Raw genomic sequence first — 21420 nt, 5'->3', positions numbered from 1 at the left:
CGGTGCCCGGAGAACAGCAAGGCGAGACCTGTCCGGGGTGCTGCTCACCCCGGACAGGTTAGGCTCACCTTAGCTGATTGTTCCCCGGGCCTCACGGGTGATGCGTCCGTCCGGGGGAGGCCCCGGCGCGCGCGCCAGCTGGCGCGCGAGCCAGACCGGCACCCCGCCGAGGGCCTGCACCAGGCGGGTGGCCTCGGCGCGCAGCCGCACCGCCTCGGCGGGCTCGGACACCTCGGCGAGCGCTGCGAGCGCCGGTGCCACCCCCACCGTGAAGCCGAGTTGCTCGCGCAGCCGCAGTGAGGCGTCGAAGCCCTCCCGGGCGTTGCCGTGGTCGCCGCGGGAGAGCGCGAGCGCGGCCAGGTGCCGCCAGGTGTAGGAGCGGAGCAGTTCGTCCCCGCGTTCCCCGGCGCCCTCGTGCGCCCGGCGGTAGGCGATCCAGGCGGCGCTGCGGTCGCGCAGCAGGTTCTCGGCGACCAGTCCGCGCCGGAAGTCCAGTAACGGGCGGCCCGGTGCGTCCGGCGGCAGCAGGGCCGAGGCGCGGCCGAGGGCGGCCTGGGCCTCGTCGAGGCGGTCGCGCGGGCCGAGGATGCTGGCCAGGTAGGCGAGGAAGCCGCGGGCGCAGCCGGCGGCCGCGCGCTGTTCGGTGCCCTCCGCGAGGGCTTCGGCCAGTCGTAGCGCCTGTTCCGCCTGGGTCCACTGGGCGGCGGTGAACAGGCACTGTTCGATGAGGAGTTCGGCCCGTGCGAGGGCGACGGCCGGGTCGTGTTCGGCAGCGGGTCGCAGCAGTTCGGCGGCCTCCTGCCAGCACGCCCTGGAGCGCAGTCGCCACACGGTGTCGCCCGGCTCCTCCGCTGCCGCCCGCCCCCGTTCGTCCGGGCCGCTCGGGCTCCATCCGTGCTCCGACAACGCCACCTCCTTGTGTGCGCCATCCAGCAGGGCGCGGACCTGCCCTGGAGCCCTGCCGCCACGGCCCGTTCGCATGGCGACGGCGGGGTTGGACGGCAGGGCGAAAGGCCCGCGCTGTGGCGGCAATTCAACACGGGGGTGAGCTTGTGCACCAGATCACGAGCGGAGGTTGTTGCTTTTGCCGGGGAGATGATCTAGCAGAGCGCCGGGGACGGTCCGGCGGATCGGTCCGGCGGACCGGGTGGCGGGCCGCACCGGGCCGGGAGGTCCAGCCCGGGGCCGGGAGGTCCAGCCCGGGGTCGGGAGGCCCAGCCCCGGGTCAGGAGGTCCAGCCGGTCTCCATCAGGGCCTCGGCGGCGCCGTTGGCGGGCTGGGGCACGCCGGCCAGGTCCAGGCTGAACAGGGCGACCAGCAGTTGTTCGCCGCGCACGGTGGCCTGGTGGGAGTAGCCGGCCAGGGTGAACATGGCGGCGGCCATCTCCTCGGCGTGCAGGGTCTGCAGCCACAGGCACTCGACCGACTTGACGTCGGCGGGCTCGGTCCAGGTGTCGACCTGGGCGACCATCCGGCTGCCCAGCAGGGTGACCCCGTCGCGCTCCTGGGCCTCGGTCAGCTCCAGGTCGTCGAAGCCGAGCCACTCCAGGTAGCGGGCGGCGGTGAACACCGCGTCCTGCGAGGTGCGCACCGGGTGGGGGCGGAACGGGGCGCGGTGGCGGAACGCGCGGGAGCGCCCGGCGGAGCCGCCGGGCGGTGCGGGCGGTGCGGGCGGTGCGGGCACCGGGGTGTTCACCGGGTGGGCCGGGTGCGGGCGGGTGGACTGCGGGCCGGGGGAGGCGAGCGGGCCGGCCGTGCCGCTGCCCAGCCGGGTGGCGCGGTCCACCGGGAGGCGGACGGTGGCGCCGCAGTTGCAGGTGAACTCGGGTTGCGGCCACTGGTCGGAGCGGCCGCAGTGCGGGCAGCGCATGCTCAGCCAGGAGTCCTCCCAGGAGCGGAACCGCACCTGCACCGGCACCCCGCCGCGCAGCAGCGGCACCTTCAGCGAGGCGCCGCACGGGCACGGCAGCGACGGCGGCTCGTACAGGTGCTCGCGGCGGCAGGCGGGGCAGCGGATCGCCCGGGCGCCACCGCCCGCCCCGGGCCCTGGCAGCGCGGGGTCGTGTCCGGTGAAGTCGTCGGGCAGTCCTGCCATCGCGGGCTCCGTCCGTCGGTGTGGGGTGGGTGGTTGGTTCCCATGCTGCCCGAAACGTCCGGCTCCGGGCGCGGAATGGGGCAATCCTCAGGGACGGATCAGGGGCCGCCCCCCGGGTGGGGCGAGGCCGTACCCTCCGCGCGGAGGATGCGCGGCAGGCGTGCGCCGGGCGGTCGGCCGGTCGACCAGCGGGCCAGGTCGGCGGGGGTGTCCAGGTCGTCCGGGACGGCGATGTCCGCGCACTCGACCAGGACGAGTTCCCCGGCGTGCGCCGCCAGCAGGGCGCGGGCCCCGGCGTCGCCGGAGGCGCCCTGGGCGGCCTCGGCGAAGTGCCGCGCGCCGATCAGCACCGGGTGTCCGCGCCGCCCGCCGTACGCCGCCGCGGCCAGTTCGGCGCCGGCCCGGTGGGCGGCCAGCAGCCGGGCCACCGCGGCCGGGGTGACGCCCGGGGTGTCCACCAGCATCACCAGCACCGCGGGGGCCCGCGGCGGCAGGGCGGCCAGCCCGGCCCGCAGCGAGGAGCCCATGCCCTCGGCCCAGTCCGGGTTGGCGACCAGTCGGCAGCCCGGCAGGTGGGCGGTGGAGCGCACCCGCTCGCGCTCCGCGCCGAGCACGACCGTCACGTCGGGGCAGCCGCCGGCCCGTACGGTGGCCACCGCGTGCTCCACCAGGGGCCGGCCCGCGTACCGCAGCAGCGCCTTGGGCCGGCCGCCGAGCCGGCGCCCGCCCCCGGCGGCGAGGACGAGGGCCGGCACGGCGGGCGGTGTGGTCTGCATGGGCCCAGCCTGCCCGGTCCGGGCCCGGTCGTGCAGCGGTTCGGCGCTTGTACGAATCCACAAGACGAAGGCGCAGGTCGGGGGCGGTCCCCGGCGGTTCGGCCGCTGGCTCTGCGGCGGGCTTGCCCCTGTACTGGGGCGATGAACACCGCACCGCGCCCGCTGGTGGACCGCTTCGGACGGGTCCACACCGATCTGCGGGTCTCCCTGACCGATCGCTGCAACCTGCGCTGCACGTACTGCATGCCGGCGGAGGGGCTGGACTGGCTGCCCCGGGCGGAGACGCTCGGGGACGACGAGGTGGTGCGGCTGGTGCGGATCGCGGCGCAGCGCCTGGGGGTGCGCTCGGTGCGGCTGACCGGCGGGGAGCCGCTGCTGCGGCGGGGGCTGGTGGGCCTGGTCGGGCGGCTGGCCGCGCTCGGCGTGGAGCTGTCGCTGACCACCAACGGGATCGGGCTGGCGCGTACGGCCGCGGGGCTGCGCGAGGCCGGGCTGGGGCGGGTGAACGTCAGTCTGGACACGCTGCGCGCGGACCGCTTCGCGGTGCTCACCCGGCGGGACCGGATCGCCGACGTGTTCGCGGGGCTGGCCGCGGCGAAGGCGGCCGGGCTGGACCCGGTGAAGGTCAACGCCGTGCCGGTGCGCGGCGTGAACGAGGACGAGATACCGGAGTTGGCCGCCTTCGCCGTCGAGCACGGCTACCGGATGCGCTTCATCGAGTCCATGCCCCTGGACGCGCAGGGCAGTTGGGACCGCGCCGCGATGGTGACGGCCGAGCAGGTGCTGGCCCGGCTCGGCGAGCGCTTCGAGCTGGTGCCGGTCGGGCGCAGCGGCAACGCCCCCGCGGAGGAGTGGCGGATCGCCGGCACGGACACCGTGATCGGGGTGATCGCCTCCGTCACCCGGCCGTTCTGCGGCGGCTGCGACCGGGTCCGGCTGACGGCCGACGGGCAGCTGCGCAACTGCCTGTTCGCGACCGAGGAGTCGGACCTGCGTGCGCTGCTGCGCGGTGGCGCGGACGACGGGCGGATCGAGGAGGCCTGGCGGGCCTCGGTGACGGGCAAGGGGCCCGGGCACGCCATCGGCAGCGCCGGGTTCGTCCGGCCGGACCGGCCGATGTCGGCGATCGGCGGCTGAACTCTCCCGGGCCGACGGGTTGTTGACGGTCCCTACGGGTGGGGGTGGCCCGGCCGGCCCGGGTCGGCGGAGTGTGAGCTTCGACATGCTCTTGGGCTTCCCGTGGCGTCGGCTTGACCTCCTCTTGGGGTGGCTGGTCTGCTGGTGCGCCGTCAACCCGCCCCTGACCTCGGGAGTTCTCCGTGCCCGCCCGCCGTACCCGGCTGTCCGCCGCCACCGTGTTCCTGATATGCGTGCTCGCCCTGGTCGGCTGGCTGATCGGAGGCCGCGAGGGGAAGTCGCCCGACGGCTCCGGCGCGCCCGCCGCCGGGGTGGGCACCAGCCCGCTGCAGAACCCGGACGGCACCAAGCCCGGCCTGGCGCCGCTGGTCACCCCCGAGGAGCAGAAGGCCGGCCGGGAGCTGATCGCCAAGGTCGCCACCGCCCGCACCGGCCCCAAGGACGGCTACGACCGCAACGAGTTCGGCCCCGCCTGGACGGACAGCGTCGAGGGCGTCCCGTTCGGCGGCAACAAGTGCGACACCCGCAACGACCTGCTCGCCCGCGACGGCAGCGGCGTCGAGCGCAAGGACGGCTCGGACTGCGTGGTCACCGCGATGACCATCCGCGACCCGTACACCGGCCGGACCGTCCAGTGGACCAAGCAGCAGGCGACGAAGATCCAGATCGACCACGTGATGCCGCTCTCCTACGACTGGCAGATGGGCGCTGCCAAGTGGGACAAGGCCAAGCGGGTCCGGATCGCCAACGACCCGCTCAACCTGATCCCCGCCGACGGCTCGCAGAACGCCTCCAAGGGCGACTCCGGCCCGGCCGACTGGCTGCCCGCCGACACCGCCGTCCGCTGCTCGTACGCGGTGCGCTTCGCCCAGGTCTCGCTGAAGTACCAGCTGCCGGTCACCGAGGCGGACAAGAAGGCGATGCTGCAGCAGTGCGGCGGCTGAGGAAACGATCCTTCCCGCAGTGGCACGGCAGTGGCACGGCAGCGGTCCGGCGGTGGCACAGCGGTGGCACGGCAGCGGTCCGGCGGCGACCCGGGCCGCGCCAAGGAAGCGCCAAGGAAGTGACAAGGAAGCCGCGGGGTGGGAGGGCGAGGTGCCCCGACGGTGCGCCGGATGGTATTCGTGGGCGGTGCCCCCGATGACCCCCCGCCTGCGGCGAAGCGCCCTGCCCGCCCTCGCCGCCCTGCTCCTCGCCCTGGCCGCCGGCTGCTCCGGTCCCGGCGGCGCGCGCCCCGCGGCCGCGCCGACCAGCCGCCCGCCGCTCGCCGAACGCGTGCCCGCCAGTGCTGCCCCGGCCCTGCAGGCGTACTACGACCAGCGGCTCGCCTGGGCACCCTGCGACGGCGGCGGCGCGGGCTCCGACGGCGCGGACCCCGGCTCGGACGCCGACCAGGCCGAGCCGGCCGCACCGATCGCCCAGTGCGCCACCCTCAAGACCCCGCTGGACTACGCCGACCCCGCCGGCCGCAGCATCGACGTCGCCGTCGTCCGGGTGCCCGCCGCCGACCCCGCCCACCGGATCGGCGCCCTGCTGGTCAACCCCGGCGGGCCGGGCAACTCCGGCACCAACATGGCCCGGGGCTGGAAGGACAGCCAGGGTCCGCTGCGCGACCGCTTCGACGTGGTCGGCTTCGACCCGCGCGGCGCCGGCGGCACCCTGCCCATCGACTGCATGGACGACGCCACCCGCGAGCAGTGGATGCGCACCGACGACCCGGCCTACGACCACGGCCGGGTCCTCGCCGACGCCTGCCAGGCCAAGTACGCCGACATCCTGCCGTTCCTCGGCACCCGCAACAGCGCCCGCGACATGGACGTGCTGCGCAGCGCCCTCGGCGAGCGCAAGCTCGACTTCCTCGGCCTCTCCTACGGCACCTACCTCGGCGCCCTCTACGCCGAGGAGTTCCCCGACCGCACCGGCCGGCTCGTCCTCGACGGCGCCGTCGAGCGCAGCACCGACCTGATGCACCTCAACCTCGAACAGGCCGCCGCCACCGAAGCCGGCTTCCGGGCCTTCGCCACCGCCTGCACCGCCGAGGGCGCCGACTGCCCGCTCGGCACCGACCCGGGCGCCGCCCCGCGACGGCTCGCCGACTTCCTCGACGGCCTCAAGGACCACCCGTTGCCCACCCACGACGGCCGCACCGTCACCGCCGCCCTCGGCTGGGGCGCCGTCATCGACACGCTCTCCGACGGCCGCGGCAGCTGGTCCCGGCTGCGCTCCGCCCTCGACCCCGCCCTCACCCGGGGCGAGGGCGACGAACTGCTCAGGTTCTCCGACGGCAGCGCCGGCCGCGACGACGAGGGCCACTACGAGAACTCCGCGGACGCCTACGCGGCCATCCACTGCGCCGACGCCCCGCTCGCCCCCACCGACGCCGACCAGCGCGCCGCCCTCGCCGACCTCGCCGCCCGGGCCCCGCTCACCAGCCGACACGACACCCGGCTCGCCCTGCTCGACCCCGACTGCCGCGCCTGGCCGTACCGCTCCACCGAGCGGCCGCACACCGTGACGGCGCCGGGCAGCGCCCCGATCCTGGTGATCGGCGGCACCCAGGACCCGGTCACCCCCTACCTGTGGGCGCAGCGGATGGCGGCCGGGCTGCAGCACGGCGTGCTGCTCACCCGCGACGGCGACGGGCACATGTCCTGGTACCACAGCTCCTGCGCGCGCGACGCCGCGGCCGCCTACCTGCTGAACGGGGCGCTGCCGGCCGCCGGGGCGCGCTGCGGGTCCGACTGACGGCGCGGGCCGGGCAGGGACATGCGAAGGGGGCGTGCCGCGCGAACGCGGCACGCCCCCTTCGGAATTCGGGCTCCGGGATCAGGGTTTCCCGGAGCCCGGGTCGGAGCCCGGGTCGGAGCCCGGGTCGGAGCCCGTCCGGCGGCTCAGGCCGATCGGGCCGGGCGCGGTCGGTCGACCGGGATCAGGCCTTCGGGGCCGTCAGGTCGTAGAAGGTGGCGCCACCGACCGTCTTGACGGTGAAGTGGCTGGTCACCCAGGCCTCGATCTGCGCCGCCTCGGTCTGCTGGCCGCCCTCGGCGCCCTCACCGCCCGCGCCGCCGCCGAAGCCGCGGTGCGAGCCGCCGCCGATGAACCAGTGCACCTTGCCCTCCTGGACGTACTTCTGGAAGCCCGCCAGGCTGAGCGAGGGGTCCGTGCCGTTGAAGCCGCCGAGGGCCATCACCGGCTTGCCGGTGGCGAGTTGGTAGCTCGCGGCGTTCTGCGAACCGGTGGTGGCGGCCGCCCAGGTGTACTGGCCGGCGTCCTGTGAGAGCAGGGCCTTCGCCTCGTCGCTCACCTTGGTGCCGCCGAGCAGGCCGCCCATGCCGCCGAAGCCGCCGGGGCCGCCGGCGCCCGCGCCCTCCGGGTCCTGGCCGCCGGGGAAACCGGGGAAGCCGGGCACGCCGGTGGCACCGCCGGTGCCGTTCCCGCCGCGCTCATGGTGGCCGCCGGTGCCGCCGGCGCCCCTGCCGGAGCCGCCCTGGCCGCCCTGACCACCGGGGAAGCCCTGACCGCCCTGGAAGCCGCCCTGGAAGCCGCCCGGGAAGCCGCCGGGGAACCCCTGGCCGCCCTGGCCGAACATCCGGCCGTTGCCCGCCGCGCCCTTGCCGCCCATTCCGCCCTTGCGCCCGAAGGCGCCGGGGCCGCCCGCGCCCTTCACCGACGGCCCGGCCGTGATGATCGAGCCGTTGTGCGCGGTGTCCACGGTGTCCACCGCGTACGCCGCCGGACCGCCGAGCGCCGCCGCCAGGCCGACCAGGCCCGCCACCGAGGCGATCCGCGCGCCGAGCCGCCCGGAGACCTTGCCCGCGAACTGCCCGGCGACCAGCGCGGCCGCCGCGGCCAGCCCGCCGACCAGCACCGCCCAGCGCAGCCACGGCAGGAAGTCGGAGCTGCGCCCGAGCAGGACGAACGCCCACCCGGCCGTCACCGCGAGCACGCCCGCCAGCGCCAGCGCGTACGGCAGCCGGTGCCGCGCCCGCCAGAGCCCGTCCACGCCCATGCCGACCAAGGCCGCGACGGCCGGGGCCAGCGCCACCGTGTAGTACTGGTGGAAGATCCCGGACATGAAGCTGAAGATCAGCGCGGTGGAGACCAGCCAGCCGCCCCAGACCAGGAAGGCCGCGCGGGCCGTGTCCGGACGGGCGTAGCGGCGGGTCGCCCACAGCCCGACCACCAGCAGGATCAGCGCCGCCGGCAGCAGCCAGGCGATCTGCCCGCCGATGTCGCTGCCGAACAGCCGGGTGATGCCGGTCTGGCCCCAGCCCCGGTTGTGCCCCGCGGCGCCGCCCGGCAGGTCGAGCCCGGCCGGGAGCCGGCCGCCGCCGCCCACGCTGCCGCGCTCGTTGCCGTCGACCCGGCCCAGGCCGTTGTAGCCGAAGGTCAGCGACAGGAAGCTGTCGTCCTGCGAGCCGCCGACGTACGGGCGGGCCGAGGCGGGCAGCAGCTCCACGACCGCCACCCACCAGCCGCCGGCGACCACCAGGGCCACGCCCGCGAGCAGGGTCTGCCGCAGCCGCCGCCAGAACCCGGTGGGCGCCACGACCAGGTAGATCACCGCGAACGCGGGCAGGATCAGGAAGGCCGCCAGCGTCTTGGTGAGGAAGGCGAAGCCGAACATCGCACCGGTGAACAGCAGCCACTTGGTGCTCGCGGTCTCGACCGCCCGCACCATCCCGTACGCGGACAGGGTGAGCAGCAGCACCAGCAGCGCGTCCGGGTTGTTGAACCGGAACATCAGCGCCGCGACCGGCGTGAGCGCCAGCGCGGCGCCGGCCAGCAGACCGCCGAGCGGGGAGAAGCGGCGGCGCACCGTCGCGTACAGCGCGCCCACGGTGGCCGCGCCCATCAGCGCCTGCGGGGCCAGGATCGACCAGGAGGAGAGGCCGAAGAGCCGCACCGACAGCGCCATCGGCCACAGGGACGCCGGGGGCTTGTCGACGGTGATGAAGTTGCCGGCGTCGGAGGAGCCGAAGAAGAAGGCCTTCCAGCTCTGGCTGCCGGCCTGGACGGCCGCCGAGTAGAAGGCGTTGGCCCAGCCGGAGGCGCCCAGGCCCCACAGGTAGAGGACGACGGTCGCGGCCAGCAGCGCCAGCAGGGCCGGGCGCACCCAGCGCGGGTCGTCCGCGCGCCCGCGCCAGGCGCGGGCCGGGAGGGTGCGCAGCCGTCCGGACCAGGAGGCCGGGCCCTTCGGCCCGACGGGCGGCAGGGGCTGCTCGGGGAAGAGCGGCGCCGGGTCCGGCCGCGGCGCCTCCGGTGGCGGGTAGTTCGCGGCCTCGGGCCACGGATCGCCGGCCGGAGAGGAGTAGCTGCTCGTGGTCATGCGCCATACCGTGCGTGGCGTGGCTGAGAGAACCGTGAGACGCGGCTGTGAGACGGGTGTGATCTGCCCGGTCCCACCCGTGCGGCAACGGGTTCAGGCGCTCCTCATCCGGTCCTGGGCATCGAGCGGTGGGCGGTGGCTCAGGCCGCGGCCGGCATGGTGATGTGCTTGCCCAGCCACTCCAGGGCCGGGGGGATCTCCCGGGTCCAGGTGTGGAAGTTGTGGCCGGCGGTGTCCAGGGTGATCGTGGACATCCTGGTAGGGGCCTTGAAGGCGGCGACCATGGCCTTGGTCTCGTCGTAGTTGTTCTCGTCGTTCGCGGTGGTCAGCAGCAGCGAGACCGGGGCGGCCGGCTGGTTCTTGAGCCGCCACAGCAGGTCGTTCTCCTGCTTGAGCTTGTCGTCGCCGCCGAACAGGTCGCCGGTGGTCGGGTCGTGGGCGGCGCTGTAGTAGCCGGAGAGTGCGACCGCGGCCGGGTAGGAGTCGGGCTTGCGCAGGGCGAACTTGAGCGCGCAGTAGCCGCCGGTGGAGTTGCCGATCACGGCCCGGTTGGCGGGGTCGGTGCCGATCCGGTAGGTGGTGGCGAGGGCCTTGGGCAGGTCGCTGGTGAAGAAGGTCTCGACCTGGGGGCCGTTCGGCACGTCGACGCACTCGGTGTCGCGGTTGTCGACGAGGGTGGGGCGGGTCATCACCAGGATGGTCGGCGGCAGCTTCTTCTGCTCGATGGCGTCGAGGGTGGACGCCGGGTACTGCATCAGCGAGATCAGCTTCTCCGGGGTGCCCGGGTAGCCGGTCAGCACCACGGCCATCGGGAAGCGCTGCTTGGCGAAGCCCGGCTGGAAGTACTGCGGCGGCAGGTAGACGTACGCCTCGGTGCTCAGGCCGGTGCCGGCCCCTTTGACGTCGACCTTCTGGATCAGCCCGGAGCGGTCCGGCTCCGAGCCCTGGGACGAGTAGAACTTCTGCTCGCCGGTGACGGAGACCCCGGAGGCGTTCGGCTGGTGGTCGACCACCGTGCCGAGGCCGCCGCTGGTGCCGAGCAGGTCGGTCCAGGAGCTGTAGAAGCCGAAGTAGCTGTTGGCGATCAGGCCCATGGCGGCCAGCACCGAGAGCTGGGTGGCCAGGAAGGCGCCGATCCGGCCCAGCCAGGACTTCCAGCCCTTGCCGCCGAACTTCGGCCAGAACCACATGGTGGCGGCGAAGACCAGGATCGCGATGACCGAGGTGATGAGCTGGAGGGGGAGTCCGGTGAGGCTGAGCACGAGCCGATCGTAGTTGACCCCGGCATCGACCCCGACGGGCGGGCGGGGACGGCCCGTTCGGGGTGCTCGCCCGAAACGGGTTGACCGGGGTGGTTCGTGCCCGGGACCATGTCGCGCGGTGTACGCGCATCGTGTGCGCCGGGTGACATTGGGGGTGGGGTCATGAAGTCCATCGGCAAGGCCGGTCTGGCCGTCTGTTCGGTGCTGCTGCTCGCGGCCTGTTCGGGCGGCGGGGGCGGTTCGACCGACGCCTCGTCCACCGGTACGGGAGGGGGCGTGAGCGCGCCCAAGGTCACGCCGACGCCCACGCCGACGCCGTACGGCCCGGTGCTCAGCGCGAGCATCGACCCGGTCGGCACCGCGCTCGCCCAGGCGGCGGGGGCCAAGGACCTCAACGAGTTCGGCACCGCGCTCACCGCCGTCTCCAGCAGTGCGCAGACGGCCGCCACCACCCTGGGCCGGGCGAACCAGCCGGCCGCGGTCGCCACGGACCAGACCGCGCTGGTGGCCGCGCTGAGGCTGCTGGCCAAGGACGCGACGACGGTCCGCAGTGACATCAAGTCCCACGGCGTCTGCGCCCTGAGTTCGGCCGGGGCCGAACTGGGCGCCTCGCAGGGGCTGGCGGAGGTGTCCGCGGCCCTCGGCAAGCTGACGGCGGCCGGCTACTCGACCGCCTTCGCCGCACCCCAGCTGCCCAAGCAGCAGTCCCGCTCGCTGGACAACGGCACGATGGTCAGCAAGGGCAAGCTGCGCGGCGACGGCGTGTTCAAGGTCGACAACGGTACGAAGAAGGACGCTGTCGTCTCGCTGGCGCTGAACGGCAAGACGGTGCACGCGGTGTTCGTGGCCAAGGGGCAGAAGGCCGACATCGAGGGCGTGGAGGACGGGACGTACGACGTCTACGTCTCCGAGGGGGCGGACTGGGACTCCGCGACCAAGGCCTTCACCCAGAGCTGTGCGTTCACCAAGTTCGAGGACAACTTCCCGTTCGAGACCGGCAGCACCTCGACGTCCTGGTCGATCACCCTGCAGCCGGTGGCCGACGGCAACGCCAAGACCAACGACGTGGACCCGAACTCCTTCCCGCAGCTGTAGCGCCGGACGGCGCCCTGGGGTGGCCGCCCGAAACGGTTTGACCAGGACGGTTGATGATCGGCACCATGTCGCCCCGTGTGCGCGCGGACGGTGCGCGTCCGGCAGTGGTGGGGTGGGGTTGTGACGTTCTCGGGGTCCGCGGGTAGATCCGGTCTGGTCGTCGGCGCGGTGCTGTTGCTCGCGGCGTGCTCGGGTGGTGGTGGCGGCGGGGGCGGTGCGGCCGCGCCGAGTGCGACGCCGTCCGCCGCGGCGACGCCGTTCGGCACGTCGCTCGACCAGGCCCTGGGGCCGGTCGGCACGGGGCTGGGCAAGGTGTCCGCGGCCAAGGACATGGGCGAGCTCGACCGGGCGCTGGGCGCCGTCGAGTCCAGCACCGGCCGCGCCGTCCGCGACCTGAACTCCGCCGCCGTGCCCGCCGGGGCGACGGCGGGGCGCACCGACCTGGTGAACGCGCTGACCGCGCTCGCCACCGACGCGTCGGCGGTCCGCGTGGACGTCCAGGGCAAGAAGCTCTGCGCGCTCGCCGTGGGCCAGGGCCGGCTCGGCGCGGGGCAGGGGATGGCGGGCGTCACGGCGGCCCTCGGCAAGCTGAAGGAAGCGGGCTTCCCGGCCACCGCCACCGTTCCGCAGCTGCCGGCGCTGCCGGCCCAGCCGCGGACCCTGGAGAACGGCACCCTGGTCCGCGACGGCGGCAAGGGCGGCACGGGCACCCTGGAGGTCACCAACAACTTCACGGTGGACGCGGTCTTCACGCTCGCCGCGGACGGCAAGGCGGTGGCCTCGGTGTACGCCGCCAAGGGGCAGCAGGCCACCGTCACCGGCATCGCGGACGGCTCCTACGACTTCTACTACACCACCGGGGTGGACTGGGACCCCGACGCGCGGCAGTTCACGCAGAACTGCGACTTCGTCAAGTTCCAGGACAAGCACGAGTTCACGCCGGACGGCGGCGGGACGATCTGGAAGGTCACCGTCCACGCGAAGGACGGCCAGGGCAACGCCAAGGTCGAGGGCCAGAATGTGAACTCCGCCCCGCAGCCGTAGCGTTCGGCCATTCCGCTTGTAACGGGCATACCAGGACGGGTTGTTGCCATTCGGTGGCACAACCCGGCCCCTGGGGTGGCGAGTTGTGCAGGAACGGTTGACCCCTTGAGGTGGCCATGGCACTTTCGTGCGGGCGTGGGCCTCGGCGACCAGTCGGGCAACCCGCGATCCCCCACAAGGAGAGCCATGTTCAAGAGACTTGTCGCGCTGGCCGGTACCGGCGCCGTCGTAGCGGGCGGGCTGGTCTTCGCCGCCGCCCCCGCCCACGCCGTCCAGGCCGCCGACCTGACGGCGACCATCGCCCTGGACGACTGCTCGGCCTCGCTGGTCCGGTTCCCCGCCTCGGTGGCGGGCGACCGGGCCATGATGCTCACCAACGGCCACTGCCTGCCGAGCATGCCCCCGTACGGCCAGGTCATCCAGAACGTCAGCGCCAGCCGCAGCGGCACCCTGCTGGACGGCGCGGGCAACAGCCTCGGCACCGTCCAGGCCGACCAGGTGATCTACGCGACGATGACCGGCACCGACGTCGCCCTCTACGAACTCACCGACACCTACGGCTCGATCAGCTCCCGGTACGGCGTCACCGCCCTGACCGTCAACGACGCCCACCCGGTCGACGGCTCCTCGATGTACATCCCGTCCTCGTACTGGAAGCAGGTCTGGAACTGCTCCGTCAACGGGTTCGTGCCCACCCTGCGCGAGGACCAGTGGACCTGGCACGACTCGCTGCGCTACAGCTCCGGCTGCAACACCACCCACGGCACCTCCGGCTCGCCGATCATCGACTCCGCGAGCGGGCGGATCGTCGGCATCAACAACACCGGCAACGACAACGGCGACATGTGCACCCTCGACAACCCCTGCGAGGTCGCCGCCGACGGCTCCACCAAGGCCTTCAAGGGCCAGAGCTACGGCGAGGAGACCTACTGGTTCACCACCTGCCTCAACTCCGCCCGGGCCATCGACCTCACCGTGCCCGGCTGCCTGCTCACCAAGCCGGCCGGCGCCGGCGTCTCGGTGAGCAGCCCCGGTGACCAGTCCACCACCCTGGGCGGCGCGGTCAGCCTCCAGGTCAACGCCTCGGGCGGGACGGCCCCGCTGTCCTACTCGGCCACCGGGCTGCCGGCCGGCCTGTCGATCAACTCCTCCACCGGCCTGATCTCCGGCACCGTCTCCACCATCGGCAGCTCCAACGTGACCGTCACGGTGAAGGACTCGGCCGGCAAGTCCGGCACCACCAGCTTCGCCTGGACGGTCACCGGCGGTGGCGGCGGCTCCTGCACCCCGGCCCAGCTGCTGGGCAACCAGGGCTTCGAGACCGGCACGGCGGCGCCGTGGACGGCCACCAGCGGTGTGATCGACAACGGTTCCTCCGAGCCGGCCCACAGCGGCAGCTGGAAGGCCTACCTGGACGGCTACGGCAGCACCCACACCGACACGCTGTCCCAGACGGTCTCCATCCCGGCGGGCTGCAAGGCGACGCTGAGCTTCTGGCTGCACATCGACACCGCCGAGACCGGCACCACGGCGTACGACAAGCTGACCGTGTCGGTGAACGGCACCACGCTGAAGACCTACTCCAACGTGGACGCCGCGGCCGGCTACCAGCAGCGCACCTTCGACCTCTCCGCCTACGCGGGCCAGAGCGTCACCCTGAAGTTCACCGGCACCGAGGACTCCTCGCTGCAGACCAGCTTCGTGATCGACGACACCTCCATCCAGACCAGCTGACCCCGGGCTGAGGGAAGGGCCCGGCGGCATCGGCCGCCGGGCCCTGGCGGTCCCTCAGATTTCACTCGACTTCCTTGCGCCACGCGCGCCGATGGTTGGGCTGCCGACCGACGTCGAACGGGAGGGGATTCGTCGGCGTGGCGATCCGCCGCGCGCCGACTCACATGAGTCGGTCCGCGGCCACAGGGTTTGAGGTGGGGACGAGTGAGCGATCCGGATTTCGAGCGCAAGGTGTTCCAGGACGCGCTTCACGGTCCCGGTGCCGGACAGGAGTCACCGGGCGGTCCTCGACATCCTGTTGAAGACCGCCAAGGCCGCGGTGGCGAGCTGTCCGTGCTTGAATCCTGTACATCTGCCGGACAGCGTTCCCGGGTCGGGGCATGCCTCTCCTGACCGTTCCGGCCCGCCTCTATGCTGAGCGGATGATCGGACCGATAGACCTGGTGATATTCGACTGCGACGGCGTCCTGGTGGACAGCGAGGTGATCGCCGTCCGGGTGGTGGCGCAGCTGACGGCCGAGCTCGGCTGGCCGCTCACCGGGGCCGAGGTGGTCGAGCGGTTCGTCGGGCGCTCCGAGGCGGCCAACCACGCGATGGTCGCGGAGCGGTTCGGGGAGGAGGCCGCGACGCTGTTCGACAAGCGCTTCCGCGAGCTGCACGCCGAGGCCGTGGACGCCGGGCTGACGCCGGTGGACGGGCTGCCGGAGGCGCTGGACGCCCTGGGGGCGCTCGGGCCGGCGATGTGCGTGGCGTCCAGCGGCACTCACGAGAAGATGCGGCACACGCTGGGCCGGACCGGGCTCTACGGGCGGTTCGAGGGTCGGATCTTCAGCGCCACCGAGGTCGGGCGCGGCAAGCCCGCGCCCGACCTGTTCCTGCACGCCGCGCGGAGCATGGGCGTCGATCCGGCCGCCTGTGTGGTGGTCGAGGACAGCGGGCCCGGCGTGCAGGCCGCCCGCGCCGCCGGCATGCGGGCGCTCGGCTACGCGGGCGGCGTCACGGCGGCGGAGCGGCTGGCCGGGCCGGGCACGGTGGTGTTCAGGGACATGCGTGAGCTGCCGGCCCTGATCGCGGCCTACCGGGGGTAGTCGCCGGCCTCGGCGTGGAAGCAGTGGAAGTACCGGCCGGCCGGCCCGGCCGGGCCTCGTCGAGCTGGCGGGCGATCCGGCGGCCGCCCCCCTCGGCGGTGGCGTGGCCGCTGTGTCCGTTGAGGTCGGTCGCGCAGTACCCCGGCTCCAGGGCGCCTCAGCGCGGTGACGGACGGCGAGGGCCGCGTGGAGGAGAGCGGCACCGGGGCAAGGGCGGTCTGCACCTCGTGGACCATCTGGGGCGGGTCGTGCCCTGGTAATTCGCTTGCCGGGCCCGGCGCCCGCTGGCAGGGTCGGACGCCATGCCCGACAAGATGCACGCAGACGAACTGGACCTCGACGAGGCGCTGGTCCGCCGGATGGTGGCCGCGCAGTTCCCGCAATGGGCCGCCCTGCCGGTGGAGCTGGTGGACTCGGCCGGGACCAGCAACGCGATGTACCGGCTGGGTGCCGAGCTGGTGGTGCGGATCCCACGCATCCCGGGGGCGGCCGAGGACATCGGCAAGGAGTACACCTGGCTGCGCCGCCTGGCCCCCGGACTCCCCGTCGCCGTGCCGGTTCCGTTGGCCCTGGGCGAGCCGCTCGACGGCTGCCCGTGGGGGTGGTCGGTGCTGCGCTGGCTGGACGGGGCCAACCCGGTGGCCGGGGAGGTCGGCCAACCCGGCCTGCTGGCAGCCGACTTGGCCGTGTTCGTGGCCGCGATGCGCCGGGTCGACCCGGCGGGTGCCCCGGCTTCCTACCGCAGCGAGACGTTGGCGGCGCGGGACGGGGCGGTCCGGCGGGCGATCGCGGCGTTGGCGGATGTGGTGGACACTCCGGCGGTAACCGCCCTCTGGGAGAAGGGACTTGCGGCAGCGGAGCACCCCGGTCCGCCGGTCTGGATCCACGCCGACCTCCAGCCCGGCAACCTGCTGGTCGACGGGCACGGCCGGCTCGGCGCCGTCATCGACTTCGGCTGTGCGGGCCTCGGCGACCCGGCCGTGGACCTGCTCCCCGCCTGGTACGTGCTCCCGACCTCGGCCCGTGACTTCTTCCGGACGGCCGTCGGCGCCGATGACGCGGCCTGGGAGCGGGGGAGGGGCTGGGCGCTGTCCGTGGCGCTGATGGAGCTGGACTACTACCGCGACACCAACCCCAGGATGGTGCGCACCGCCCGGCACGTGGTCGGCGAGCTGCTCGCCGACCACGGCCGGCAGGCCTGACGGGCTGCTACGACGGGGTGACGACGACCTGGGCTCCCGCCAGGGGGTGCTTGCTCATGCCCAGGCGCTCGTAGACGGCGATGGCCGACTGATTCCCACCGTGCACCATGAGGGCAGCACGTCCGTGCCGGTGGACCAGCTCCCCGAGGACGAAGCCGCAGACGGCCCCGGCCAGCCCGCGCCCGCGGGCGTCGGGGTGGGTGCACACGCCGGCCAGGAAGCCGCAACCGGCCGCCGACCAGACGTCGGCCGCGACGGCCAGGGGCTCCGGCGGGGTGCCGCTGGTGAGGGAGTCGACGACGCCGGCCCAGCGGTGGGTGCCGCCGTCGTCCGGCTGGGCGAAGGAGTCGGGGAAGAAGCGGTCGAACAGCGAGGCCGCCTCCTTCACCCGTACGTCGTCCAGCCATTCCACCCCGACGGAGGGCGGGTCGGGGACGGCCGAGGTCTCCATCCAGTAGAACTCGGGGAACAGTGACAGGCCGGGGATCGCGCCGGCCAGCGCTTCGATCAACGACGCCTGGCCGACGGGGCGGTAGGTCGGTCCGACCTCGGCCAGCACGTGCCGTACCAGGTGTGCGGCGTCATCGGCACTGCCCTTGACCGCCAGCCGGTCCCGGGCGGAGAGGTCGGGGCTCGCCACCGCAAGGGCCGTTCCGTGTCGCCAGGCCCGTACACCCGGGCCCAGCCGGCCGTCGTGCCGCCCCTGGGCTGCCCACAGCAGGTGCCCGTCGCCGGCTGCGGCTTGCTCGACGTCGGCGAGGCGTATGAGTTCTTCCATGTGCGGTAGCCCATCAGACCGGTGTGATCATGTGCAGTGATCCAGCACTCATCCGGACTCATCGATCCCGTCCGGCAGTCGCCACTCGAAGGGCCACAGCTCACCCGCCCAGGCGGGCGAGGCGGCGGGGGTCGCGGGGGTGCGCAGGAAGGTGCGGTTGCGGAGGAGTTCGCGGCGCTCGGCGGGGGTGAGCAGCCGCTCGTCCGGCCCGAGGTTGCCGTAGGCGTTCGGGTCGAGGTCGGGGTTGCCGTCGATCGGGGCGTCCTCGGCGACGTTGAGCAGGTCACCGTCGGCGGTGCGGTAGTCGACGCGGAAGTCGGTGCGCCACTGGGAGTTGTTGCCCCAGCCCTGGGAGAGGTCACGGGTGGGGCGGTGGGCACGGCGGTGCGTCCAGAAGAGCGGCCAGCGGTCGGCCACCCCGCGTTCCGCGTGTGCGGCGCCGGCCCGGACCCGGACTCCGGCGCGGCTGAACAGCAGCTCGCCGAGCATCAGGCCGGGGTGGCGGACGTCGAGGATCTCGATGGGGGAGTCCGGGTCCTCGGCCTGCTCGACCTCGGTGATCTCGTGCAGGAACGGGTCGAAGGCGGGCTGTTCGGCGACGGGCGTCATGCCGAGGGCGGTGAAGAGGCGGAGGTAGGGCGGGAGTCGGGGGTCGAGGAGGAGGTGGTCGCTGACCCGGCTGAGGGCGTAGAGCTCCTGGAGGAGGTCCTTGTCCTCGGTCCACCAGCGGGTGTCAGGGGTGGCGGTGAGGTGGAGGCGGGCGCGGTAGTCGGCGGTGGCGGCCTGGTCGAGCCAGGGGTCGATGACGTCCGGGTAGGGGCCGTCGGTGTCGAGGAGCGCCTCGTACAGCGCGCGAGCGTTCACCCCGGCGATCCTGGCAGGTTTTGCCGAACGGTCAACCAAATTGCGGGCCGGCGCCGGTAGCGTCCCTGGTCATGAGCTTGGTGGATGTGAGCGAACGGGCGGCCCAACTGCCGGATGCCTGGCGGTCGGTGGTGCTGGGCGAGGTCGGGACGGCAGCGGTGAAGGTGCTGCGGATGGACGGCCGGGAGCTGGAGGAGGAGGTGCACGCGACGGCGGAGGTGCTGGTGGTCGCCGACGGCGCCTTGGAGCTGGAGTTGGGCGGTGAGGAGCTGACGGTCGGCGCCGGCGAACTGTGCCTGATTCCGGCGGGCACCCGGCACGCCGTGCGCGCGGGCAGTCGGGGAACCCTGCTGATCGTTGAGGTCGGGGAGGGGGAGTGAGGGGCGGTGCCTCGCCCGGGTAGGGGGCGAGGCACCGCTCTCGTGGGCGCTCAGAGGAGACCGAGGTCGAACTCCCCGGCGGAGACGGCCGTGATGAAGGCCTCGTGCGCCGCTCGGTCGAAGGCCAGGGCAGGGCCGGAAGGGTCCTTGCTGTCGCGGATCGCTACCGACTTGGGAAGAAGCGCGAACTCAACGCAGTTGTCGTTACCCCCGCTGTAGCTTGACTTCCGGAAGGCGAGCCCAGTGGCGGAAGCGTCGGGGTAGTAGTAGGTCACTTGACTTTGTCTCTCTGTGCGGTGATGAAATCGAGCGATGAGTCGACTGGCAGGGCCTCAGCCGTGATCTCCTGAAACTTCGCTCGGTAGATCTCCACGTCGGTTGGGTGCTCAACCCACAGGCTGCTGATCAAGCCTTCTGCGAGGACGACGTCCAGGTCCGCACGTTGGGGAAAGCCGAGCAGGGCGAAGGCACCTGCCATTCCGGGGTGAACAGCTGCTCCTGCCGGCATGACCTGGATGTTGACGTTGGGTAGGCGGCTCAACGAGATCAGCTTGTCCAGCTGGGCCGACATGATGTCGGGGCGGTTGGCGTTCGAGCACAGTGCCGTCTCATGGATGACAGCCCAGACCTGGACCGGATTTGGTCGGGTAAGGATCGACTGCCGTGCCATCCGGACCTGAACCATGTCTTCGACTGTTCCGCCGGACTCGGTTCGAAGCCGGTCGATGACGACCCTGGCGTACTCGGGAGTTTGGAAGAGTCCAGGAATGAAGGCTGGCTCGTAGGTCCGCAGCGTCGAAGCATCCGATTCCAGCAGGATCAGATCCGTGGCGGTTGCGTGGAGGACATCTCGGTAGCTCAGCCACCATCCTCGCTTGCTGCCGTCTTTGGTGATGGCGATCAGTCCGGCCCGGAAGTCCTCGTCGTCGCATCCGTAGTAGTCGAGGAGTTTGTTGACGTCCTCGATCTTGGCTGCGGTGTGAGCTGTCTCGATCCGAGTGAGTTTGGGCTGGCTCATGCCGGTGGCCTCTGCGACCACCTCTGCGGTGAGCTTCCGTTCCTCACGGAGCTTCCGCAGCATGCCGCCGAGCCTCCGCCGGCGCACGGTCGAGACTGCCATGTTGTCCCCTCCTGAGCTGTCAGTTGACCAGTCTGCCTGCGTGAAGGGCACCAGCGCTACCAACAACTGGTAGTGCTGACCGCCGAATTCAGGTTCGATTTGCATATATGCAAGTTCTGGCGAAGGAGTTGCGTCGTGTGTCACATAGACCCCATGCTGAGCGTAGCCAGCCGCATGCAGTGTGTATGCGGCGGCCTGTGATCTCGCCGTTGCCTGAGGCGTACCTGCCGGTATGCGGCGATGAATGATCCACTTCGCCCCACGGAGGTATCTTCGTGTTCTCCCTCGAACTCCCCCCTGACTGGTCGGCCCCGCGCGAGGAGTTGCGCGAGGCCGCCTCGCGCGCCGGGCGGAAGCCCGACCTGGTCGCCGACGCCGAGCTCGCGCTCCTTGAACTCTTCGTCAACGCCTGGCGCCACGGCGGCAGTGCGGCGCCCATCGTGGTGGTCGTCCTCCTGAACGACATCCTCCGCGTCTCGGTCAGCGACGGGAGCCCCGTCCTGCCCGCCCCGCGCAACGGCTCCGACCCGTTCGCCCTCTCCGGCCGGGGTCTGCACCTCGTGCGCTCGCTCACCCACCGTTTCGGCACGGAGTCCCGCAAGACCGGGAAATCCGTCTGGTTCGAGCTGGACGCCGCCGCGTGAGCGCCCCGATCGAGCCGGCCGACCCGCTGATGCGCACGTACACCGAACTCGAAGTCACCTATCTGCTCGCCGAACTCGCCGAGCGCGGCCGCAAGTTTGGCCTTCTCTGGCCCTCCGCCGGCGCCGACAGCGTCGTGGACGGCCGTGTCCTCGTCCGCTTCGGCAACGCCCCGGCCAGTACCGTGCTCAACCTCCTCGCCCTCCTCCGCTCTCACGACCACGACACGACCGAGGACGACACCCCGTGCGACTCCTGATCGGCCTCGCCCTCCTCTCCCTCCTGATCCTCGCCATCGCCGTCGTCGGCCTCGGCGCGGTCGCCGTCCTGCGGATGCCCCACCGCCCGGACGACGTCACTCCCGCCCCGCCTCCCACCCACGACCGCCAACCGGTGGCCTGACCCCCACTGAAACCCGCGCCGCCCGGTCGGACCCGCCGGGCGGCTTCCCCTCTACCGAGCCCGGCCGCTCCTACACTGACGGCCATGACCGACCCGCACCCCAGCTCGGCCTTCCACGCGCCCAACGCCGATCCGGCGATCACCGACTGGCTGGTCACCGTGCTGGACGTCCAGGCGGCGAACCCCGGCGTGCGGCGGCTGCGGGAGTGGGCGCACGCGCACCTGGCCGCGCGCCCCGGCGAGCGGGCGCTGGACATCGGCTCCGGCACCGGTTCGGAGACCCAAGTGCTCGCGGCAGCGGTCGGCCCGGACGGCACCGCTACCGGCCTCGAACCGAACCCCGGCCTGCGCGCCGTCGCGGAGCGGCGCGCCGCCGAGGCCGGCAGTCCGGCCCGCTTCCTCGACGGCGATGCCCTCGCCCTGCCGCTGCCGGACGGCGAGTTGGACGTGGTCCGGTGCGAGCGGGTCCTCC

Annotated in this window: 21 protein-coding genes and 2 pseudogenes; 14 read left to right on the top strand and 9 right to left on the bottom strand. The window is 73.0% G+C overall.

Annotated features, from left to right (window positions below; translation table 11 throughout):
- Positions 1–69 precede the first annotated feature (69 nt).
- The 3 genes from ABTY61_RS13695 to ABTY61_RS13685 all read right to left on the bottom strand — a co-directional run bounded on the left by ABTY61_RS13695 (position 70) and on the right by ABTY61_RS13685 (position 2871).
- Positions 70–906, bottom strand: coding sequence for a tetratricopeptide repeat protein (locus ABTY61_RS13695; RefSeq protein ID WP_350505160.1), 837 nt, complete (start codon positions 904–906; stop codon positions 70–72).
- Between the two features lie 319 nt (positions 907–1225).
- A complete protein-coding gene (locus tag ABTY61_RS13690; RefSeq protein ID WP_350505159.1) occupies positions 1226–2095 on the bottom strand; it encodes a hypothetical protein in 870 nt (289 codons plus the stop codon).
- A 98-nt stretch (positions 2096–2193) separates the two neighbouring features.
- The gene (locus ABTY61_RS13685; protein WP_350505158.1) at positions 2194–2871 is read right to left on the bottom strand and encodes a nucleotidyltransferase family protein; all 678 of its coding nucleotides are present in this window, start codon (positions 2869–2871) and stop codon (positions 2194–2196) included.
- A gap of 141 nt (positions 2872–3012) precedes the next feature.
- On the opposite strand from ABTY61_RS13685, the gene moaA reads away from it, so the two are divergent.
- The 3 genes from moaA to ABTY61_RS13670 all read left to right on the top strand — a co-directional run bounded on the left by moaA (position 3013) and on the right by ABTY61_RS13670 (position 6753).
- Positions 3013–4008: a GTP 3',8-cyclase MoaA gene (gene moaA / locus ABTY61_RS13680; RefSeq protein ID WP_350505157.1), complete on the top strand. Its 996-nt coding sequence runs from the start codon at positions 3013–3015 to the stop codon at positions 4006–4008.
- A gap of 218 nt (positions 4009–4226) precedes the next feature.
- Entirely contained in the window at positions 4227–4952 is a 726-nt protein-coding gene (locus ABTY61_RS13675) for an HNH endonuclease family protein (protein WP_502895309.1), read from the top strand.
- 196 nt (positions 4953–5148) lie between these two features.
- Positions 5149–6753 carry an alpha/beta hydrolase gene (locus ABTY61_RS13670; protein ID WP_350505156.1) on the top strand — a complete coding sequence of 535 codons (1605 nt, stop codon included), beginning with the start codon at positions 5149–5151 and terminating at the stop codon, positions 6751–6753.
- A 184-nt stretch (positions 6754–6937) separates the two neighbouring features.
- On the opposite strand, the gene ABTY61_RS13665 is transcribed toward ABTY61_RS13670, so the two are convergent.
- On the bottom strand, positions 6938–9337 hold the full coding sequence (locus tag ABTY61_RS13665; protein WP_350505155.1) for a glycosyltransferase family 39 protein: 2400 nt from the start codon (positions 9335–9337) through the stop codon (positions 6938–6940).
- 140 nt (positions 9338–9477) lie between these two features.
- Positions 9478–10599, bottom strand: coding sequence for an alpha/beta hydrolase (locus ABTY61_RS13660; RefSeq protein WP_350505154.1), 1122 nt, complete (start codon positions 10597–10599; stop codon positions 9478–9480).
- A gap of 162 nt (positions 10600–10761) precedes the next feature.
- Between ABTY61_RS13660 and ABTY61_RS13655 the strand changes: the two genes are divergently transcribed.
- The 6 genes and pseudogenes from ABTY61_RS13655 to ABTY61_RS13630 all read left to right on the top strand — a co-directional run bounded on the left by ABTY61_RS13655 (position 10762) and on the right by ABTY61_RS13630 (position 16762).
- The gene (locus ABTY61_RS13655; protein ID WP_350505153.1) at positions 10762–11694 is read left to right on the top strand and encodes a hypothetical protein; all 933 of its coding nucleotides are present in this window, start codon (positions 10762–10764) and stop codon (positions 11692–11694) included.
- Positions 11695–11814: 120 nt separating this feature from the next.
- The gene (locus ABTY61_RS13650) at positions 11815–12738 is read left to right on the top strand and encodes a hypothetical protein (protein WP_350505152.1); all 924 of its coding nucleotides are present in this window, start codon (positions 11815–11817) and stop codon (positions 12736–12738) included.
- A gap of 186 nt (positions 12739–12924) precedes the next feature.
- Positions 12925–13542: pseudogene (locus ABTY61_RS13645) on the top strand (trypsin-like peptidase domain-containing protein); the annotation flags it as partial.
- A 201-nt stretch (positions 13543–13743) separates the two neighbouring features.
- Positions 13744–14472: pseudogene (locus ABTY61_RS13640) on the top strand (Ig domain-containing protein); the annotation flags it as partial.
- A 422-nt stretch (positions 14473–14894) separates the two neighbouring features.
- On the top strand, positions 14895–15560 hold the full coding sequence (locus ABTY61_RS13635) for an HAD family hydrolase (RefSeq protein ID WP_350505151.1): 666 nt from the start codon (positions 14895–14897) through the stop codon (positions 15558–15560).
- Between the two features lie 302 nt (positions 15561–15862).
- Positions 15863–16762, top strand: a complete 900-nt coding sequence (locus ABTY61_RS13630) for an aminoglycoside phosphotransferase family protein (protein ID WP_350505150.1) — start codon at positions 15863–15865, stop codon at positions 16760–16762.
- Positions 16763–16769: 7 nt separating this feature from the next.
- Here the strand turns inward: ABTY61_RS13630 and ABTY61_RS13625 are convergent, their stop codons facing one another.
- Positions 16770–17540 carry a GNAT family N-acetyltransferase gene (locus ABTY61_RS13625; protein ID WP_350505149.1) on the bottom strand — a complete coding sequence of 257 codons (771 nt, stop codon included), beginning with the start codon at positions 17538–17540 and terminating at the stop codon, positions 16770–16772.
- A 48-nt stretch (positions 17541–17588) separates the two neighbouring features.
- A complete protein-coding gene (locus ABTY61_RS13620) occupies positions 17589–18404 on the bottom strand; it encodes a hypothetical protein (RefSeq protein WP_350505148.1) in 816 nt (271 codons plus the stop codon).
- A gap of 71 nt (positions 18405–18475) precedes the next feature.
- On the opposite strand from ABTY61_RS13620, the gene ABTY61_RS13615 reads away from it, so the two are divergent.
- Entirely contained in the window at positions 18476–18784 is a 309-nt protein-coding gene (locus tag ABTY61_RS13615; protein WP_350505147.1) for a cupin domain-containing protein, read from the top strand.
- A gap of 50 nt (positions 18785–18834) precedes the next feature.
- On the opposite strand, the gene ABTY61_RS13610 is transcribed toward ABTY61_RS13615, so the two are convergent.
- A complete protein-coding gene (locus ABTY61_RS13610) occupies positions 18835–19059 on the bottom strand; it encodes a DUF397 domain-containing protein (protein ID WP_350505146.1) in 225 nt (74 codons plus the stop codon).
- The gene (locus tag ABTY61_RS13605; protein ID WP_350505145.1) at positions 19056–20009 is read right to left on the bottom strand and encodes a helix-turn-helix domain-containing protein; all 954 of its coding nucleotides are present in this window, start codon (positions 20007–20009) and stop codon (positions 19056–19058) included. The genes ABTY61_RS13610 and ABTY61_RS13605 overlap by 4 nt, the downstream gene beginning before the upstream one ends.
- A gap of 170 nt (positions 20010–20179) precedes the next feature.
- Between ABTY61_RS13605 and ABTY61_RS13600 the strand changes: the two genes are divergently transcribed.
- The 4 genes from ABTY61_RS13600 to ABTY61_RS13585 form a co-directional block, all read left to right on the top strand.
- Positions 20180–20548, top strand: coding sequence for an ATP-binding protein (locus ABTY61_RS13600; protein WP_350505144.1), 369 nt, complete (start codon positions 20180–20182; stop codon positions 20546–20548).
- Positions 20545–20805, top strand: coding sequence for a hypothetical protein (locus tag ABTY61_RS13595; protein ID WP_350505143.1), 261 nt, complete (start codon positions 20545–20547; stop codon positions 20803–20805). The genes ABTY61_RS13600 and ABTY61_RS13595 overlap by 4 nt, the downstream gene beginning before the upstream one ends.
- On the top strand, positions 20793–20948 hold the full coding sequence (locus ABTY61_RS13590; protein ID WP_350505142.1) for a hypothetical protein: 156 nt from the start codon (positions 20793–20795) through the stop codon (positions 20946–20948). Before ABTY61_RS13595 ends, ABTY61_RS13590 begins: the two co-directional genes overlap by 13 nt.
- A gap of 84 nt (positions 20949–21032) precedes the next feature.
- A partial coding sequence (locus tag ABTY61_RS13585) for a methyltransferase domain-containing protein (RefSeq protein ID WP_350505141.1) occupies positions 21033–21420 on the top strand: 388 nt, incomplete at its 3' end.

Origin of the sequence: Kitasatospora sp. NPDC096128 (assembly GCF_040303105.1) — a bacterium.
In the GTDB taxonomy this organism is placed as follows: Bacteria; Actinomycetota; Actinomycetes; order Streptomycetales; family Streptomycetaceae; genus Kitasatospora.
Note: the sequence above shows the minus strand (reverse complement) of the source record. Positions and strands in the feature narration are given on the sequence as shown.

Coding starts and splice junctions, on each gene's coding strand:
- ABTY61_RS13690 (WP_350505159.1), bottom strand. CDS start 2,095: ATGGCAGGACTGCCCGACGACTTCACCGGACACGACCCCGCGCTGCCA.
- ABTY61_RS13685 (WP_350505158.1), bottom strand. CDS start 2,871: ATGCAGACCACACCGCCCGCCGTGCCGGCCCTCGTCCTCGCCGCCGGG.
- moaA (WP_350505157.1), top strand. CDS start 3,013: ATGAACACCGCACCGCGCCCGCTGGTGGACCGCTTCGGACGGGTCCAC.
- ABTY61_RS13670 (WP_350505156.1), top strand. CDS start 5,149: ATGACCCCCCGCCTGCGGCGAAGCGCCCTGCCCGCCCTCGCCGCCCTG.
- ABTY61_RS13665 (WP_350505155.1), bottom strand. CDS start 9,337: ATGACCACGAGCAGCTACTCCTCTCCGGCCGGCGATCCGTGGCCCGAG.
- ABTY61_RS13655 (WP_350505153.1), top strand. CDS start 10,762: ATGAAGTCCATCGGCAAGGCCGGTCTGGCCGTCTGTTCGGTGCTGCTG.
- ABTY61_RS13635 (WP_350505151.1), top strand. CDS start 14,895: ATGATCGGACCGATAGACCTGGTGATATTCGACTGCGACGGCGTCCTG.
- ABTY61_RS13630 (WP_350505150.1), top strand. CDS start 15,863: ATGCCCGACAAGATGCACGCAGACGAACTGGACCTCGACGAGGCGCTG.
- ABTY61_RS13625 (WP_350505149.1), bottom strand. CDS start 17,540: ATGGAAGAACTCATACGCCTCGCCGACGTCGAGCAAGCCGCAGCCGGC.
- ABTY61_RS13615 (WP_350505147.1), top strand. CDS start 18,476: ATGAGCTTGGTGGATGTGAGCGAACGGGCGGCCCAACTGCCGGATGCC.
- ABTY61_RS13605 (WP_350505145.1), bottom strand. CDS start 20,009: ATGCAAATCGAACCTGAATTCGGCGGTCAGCACTACCAGTTGTTGGTA.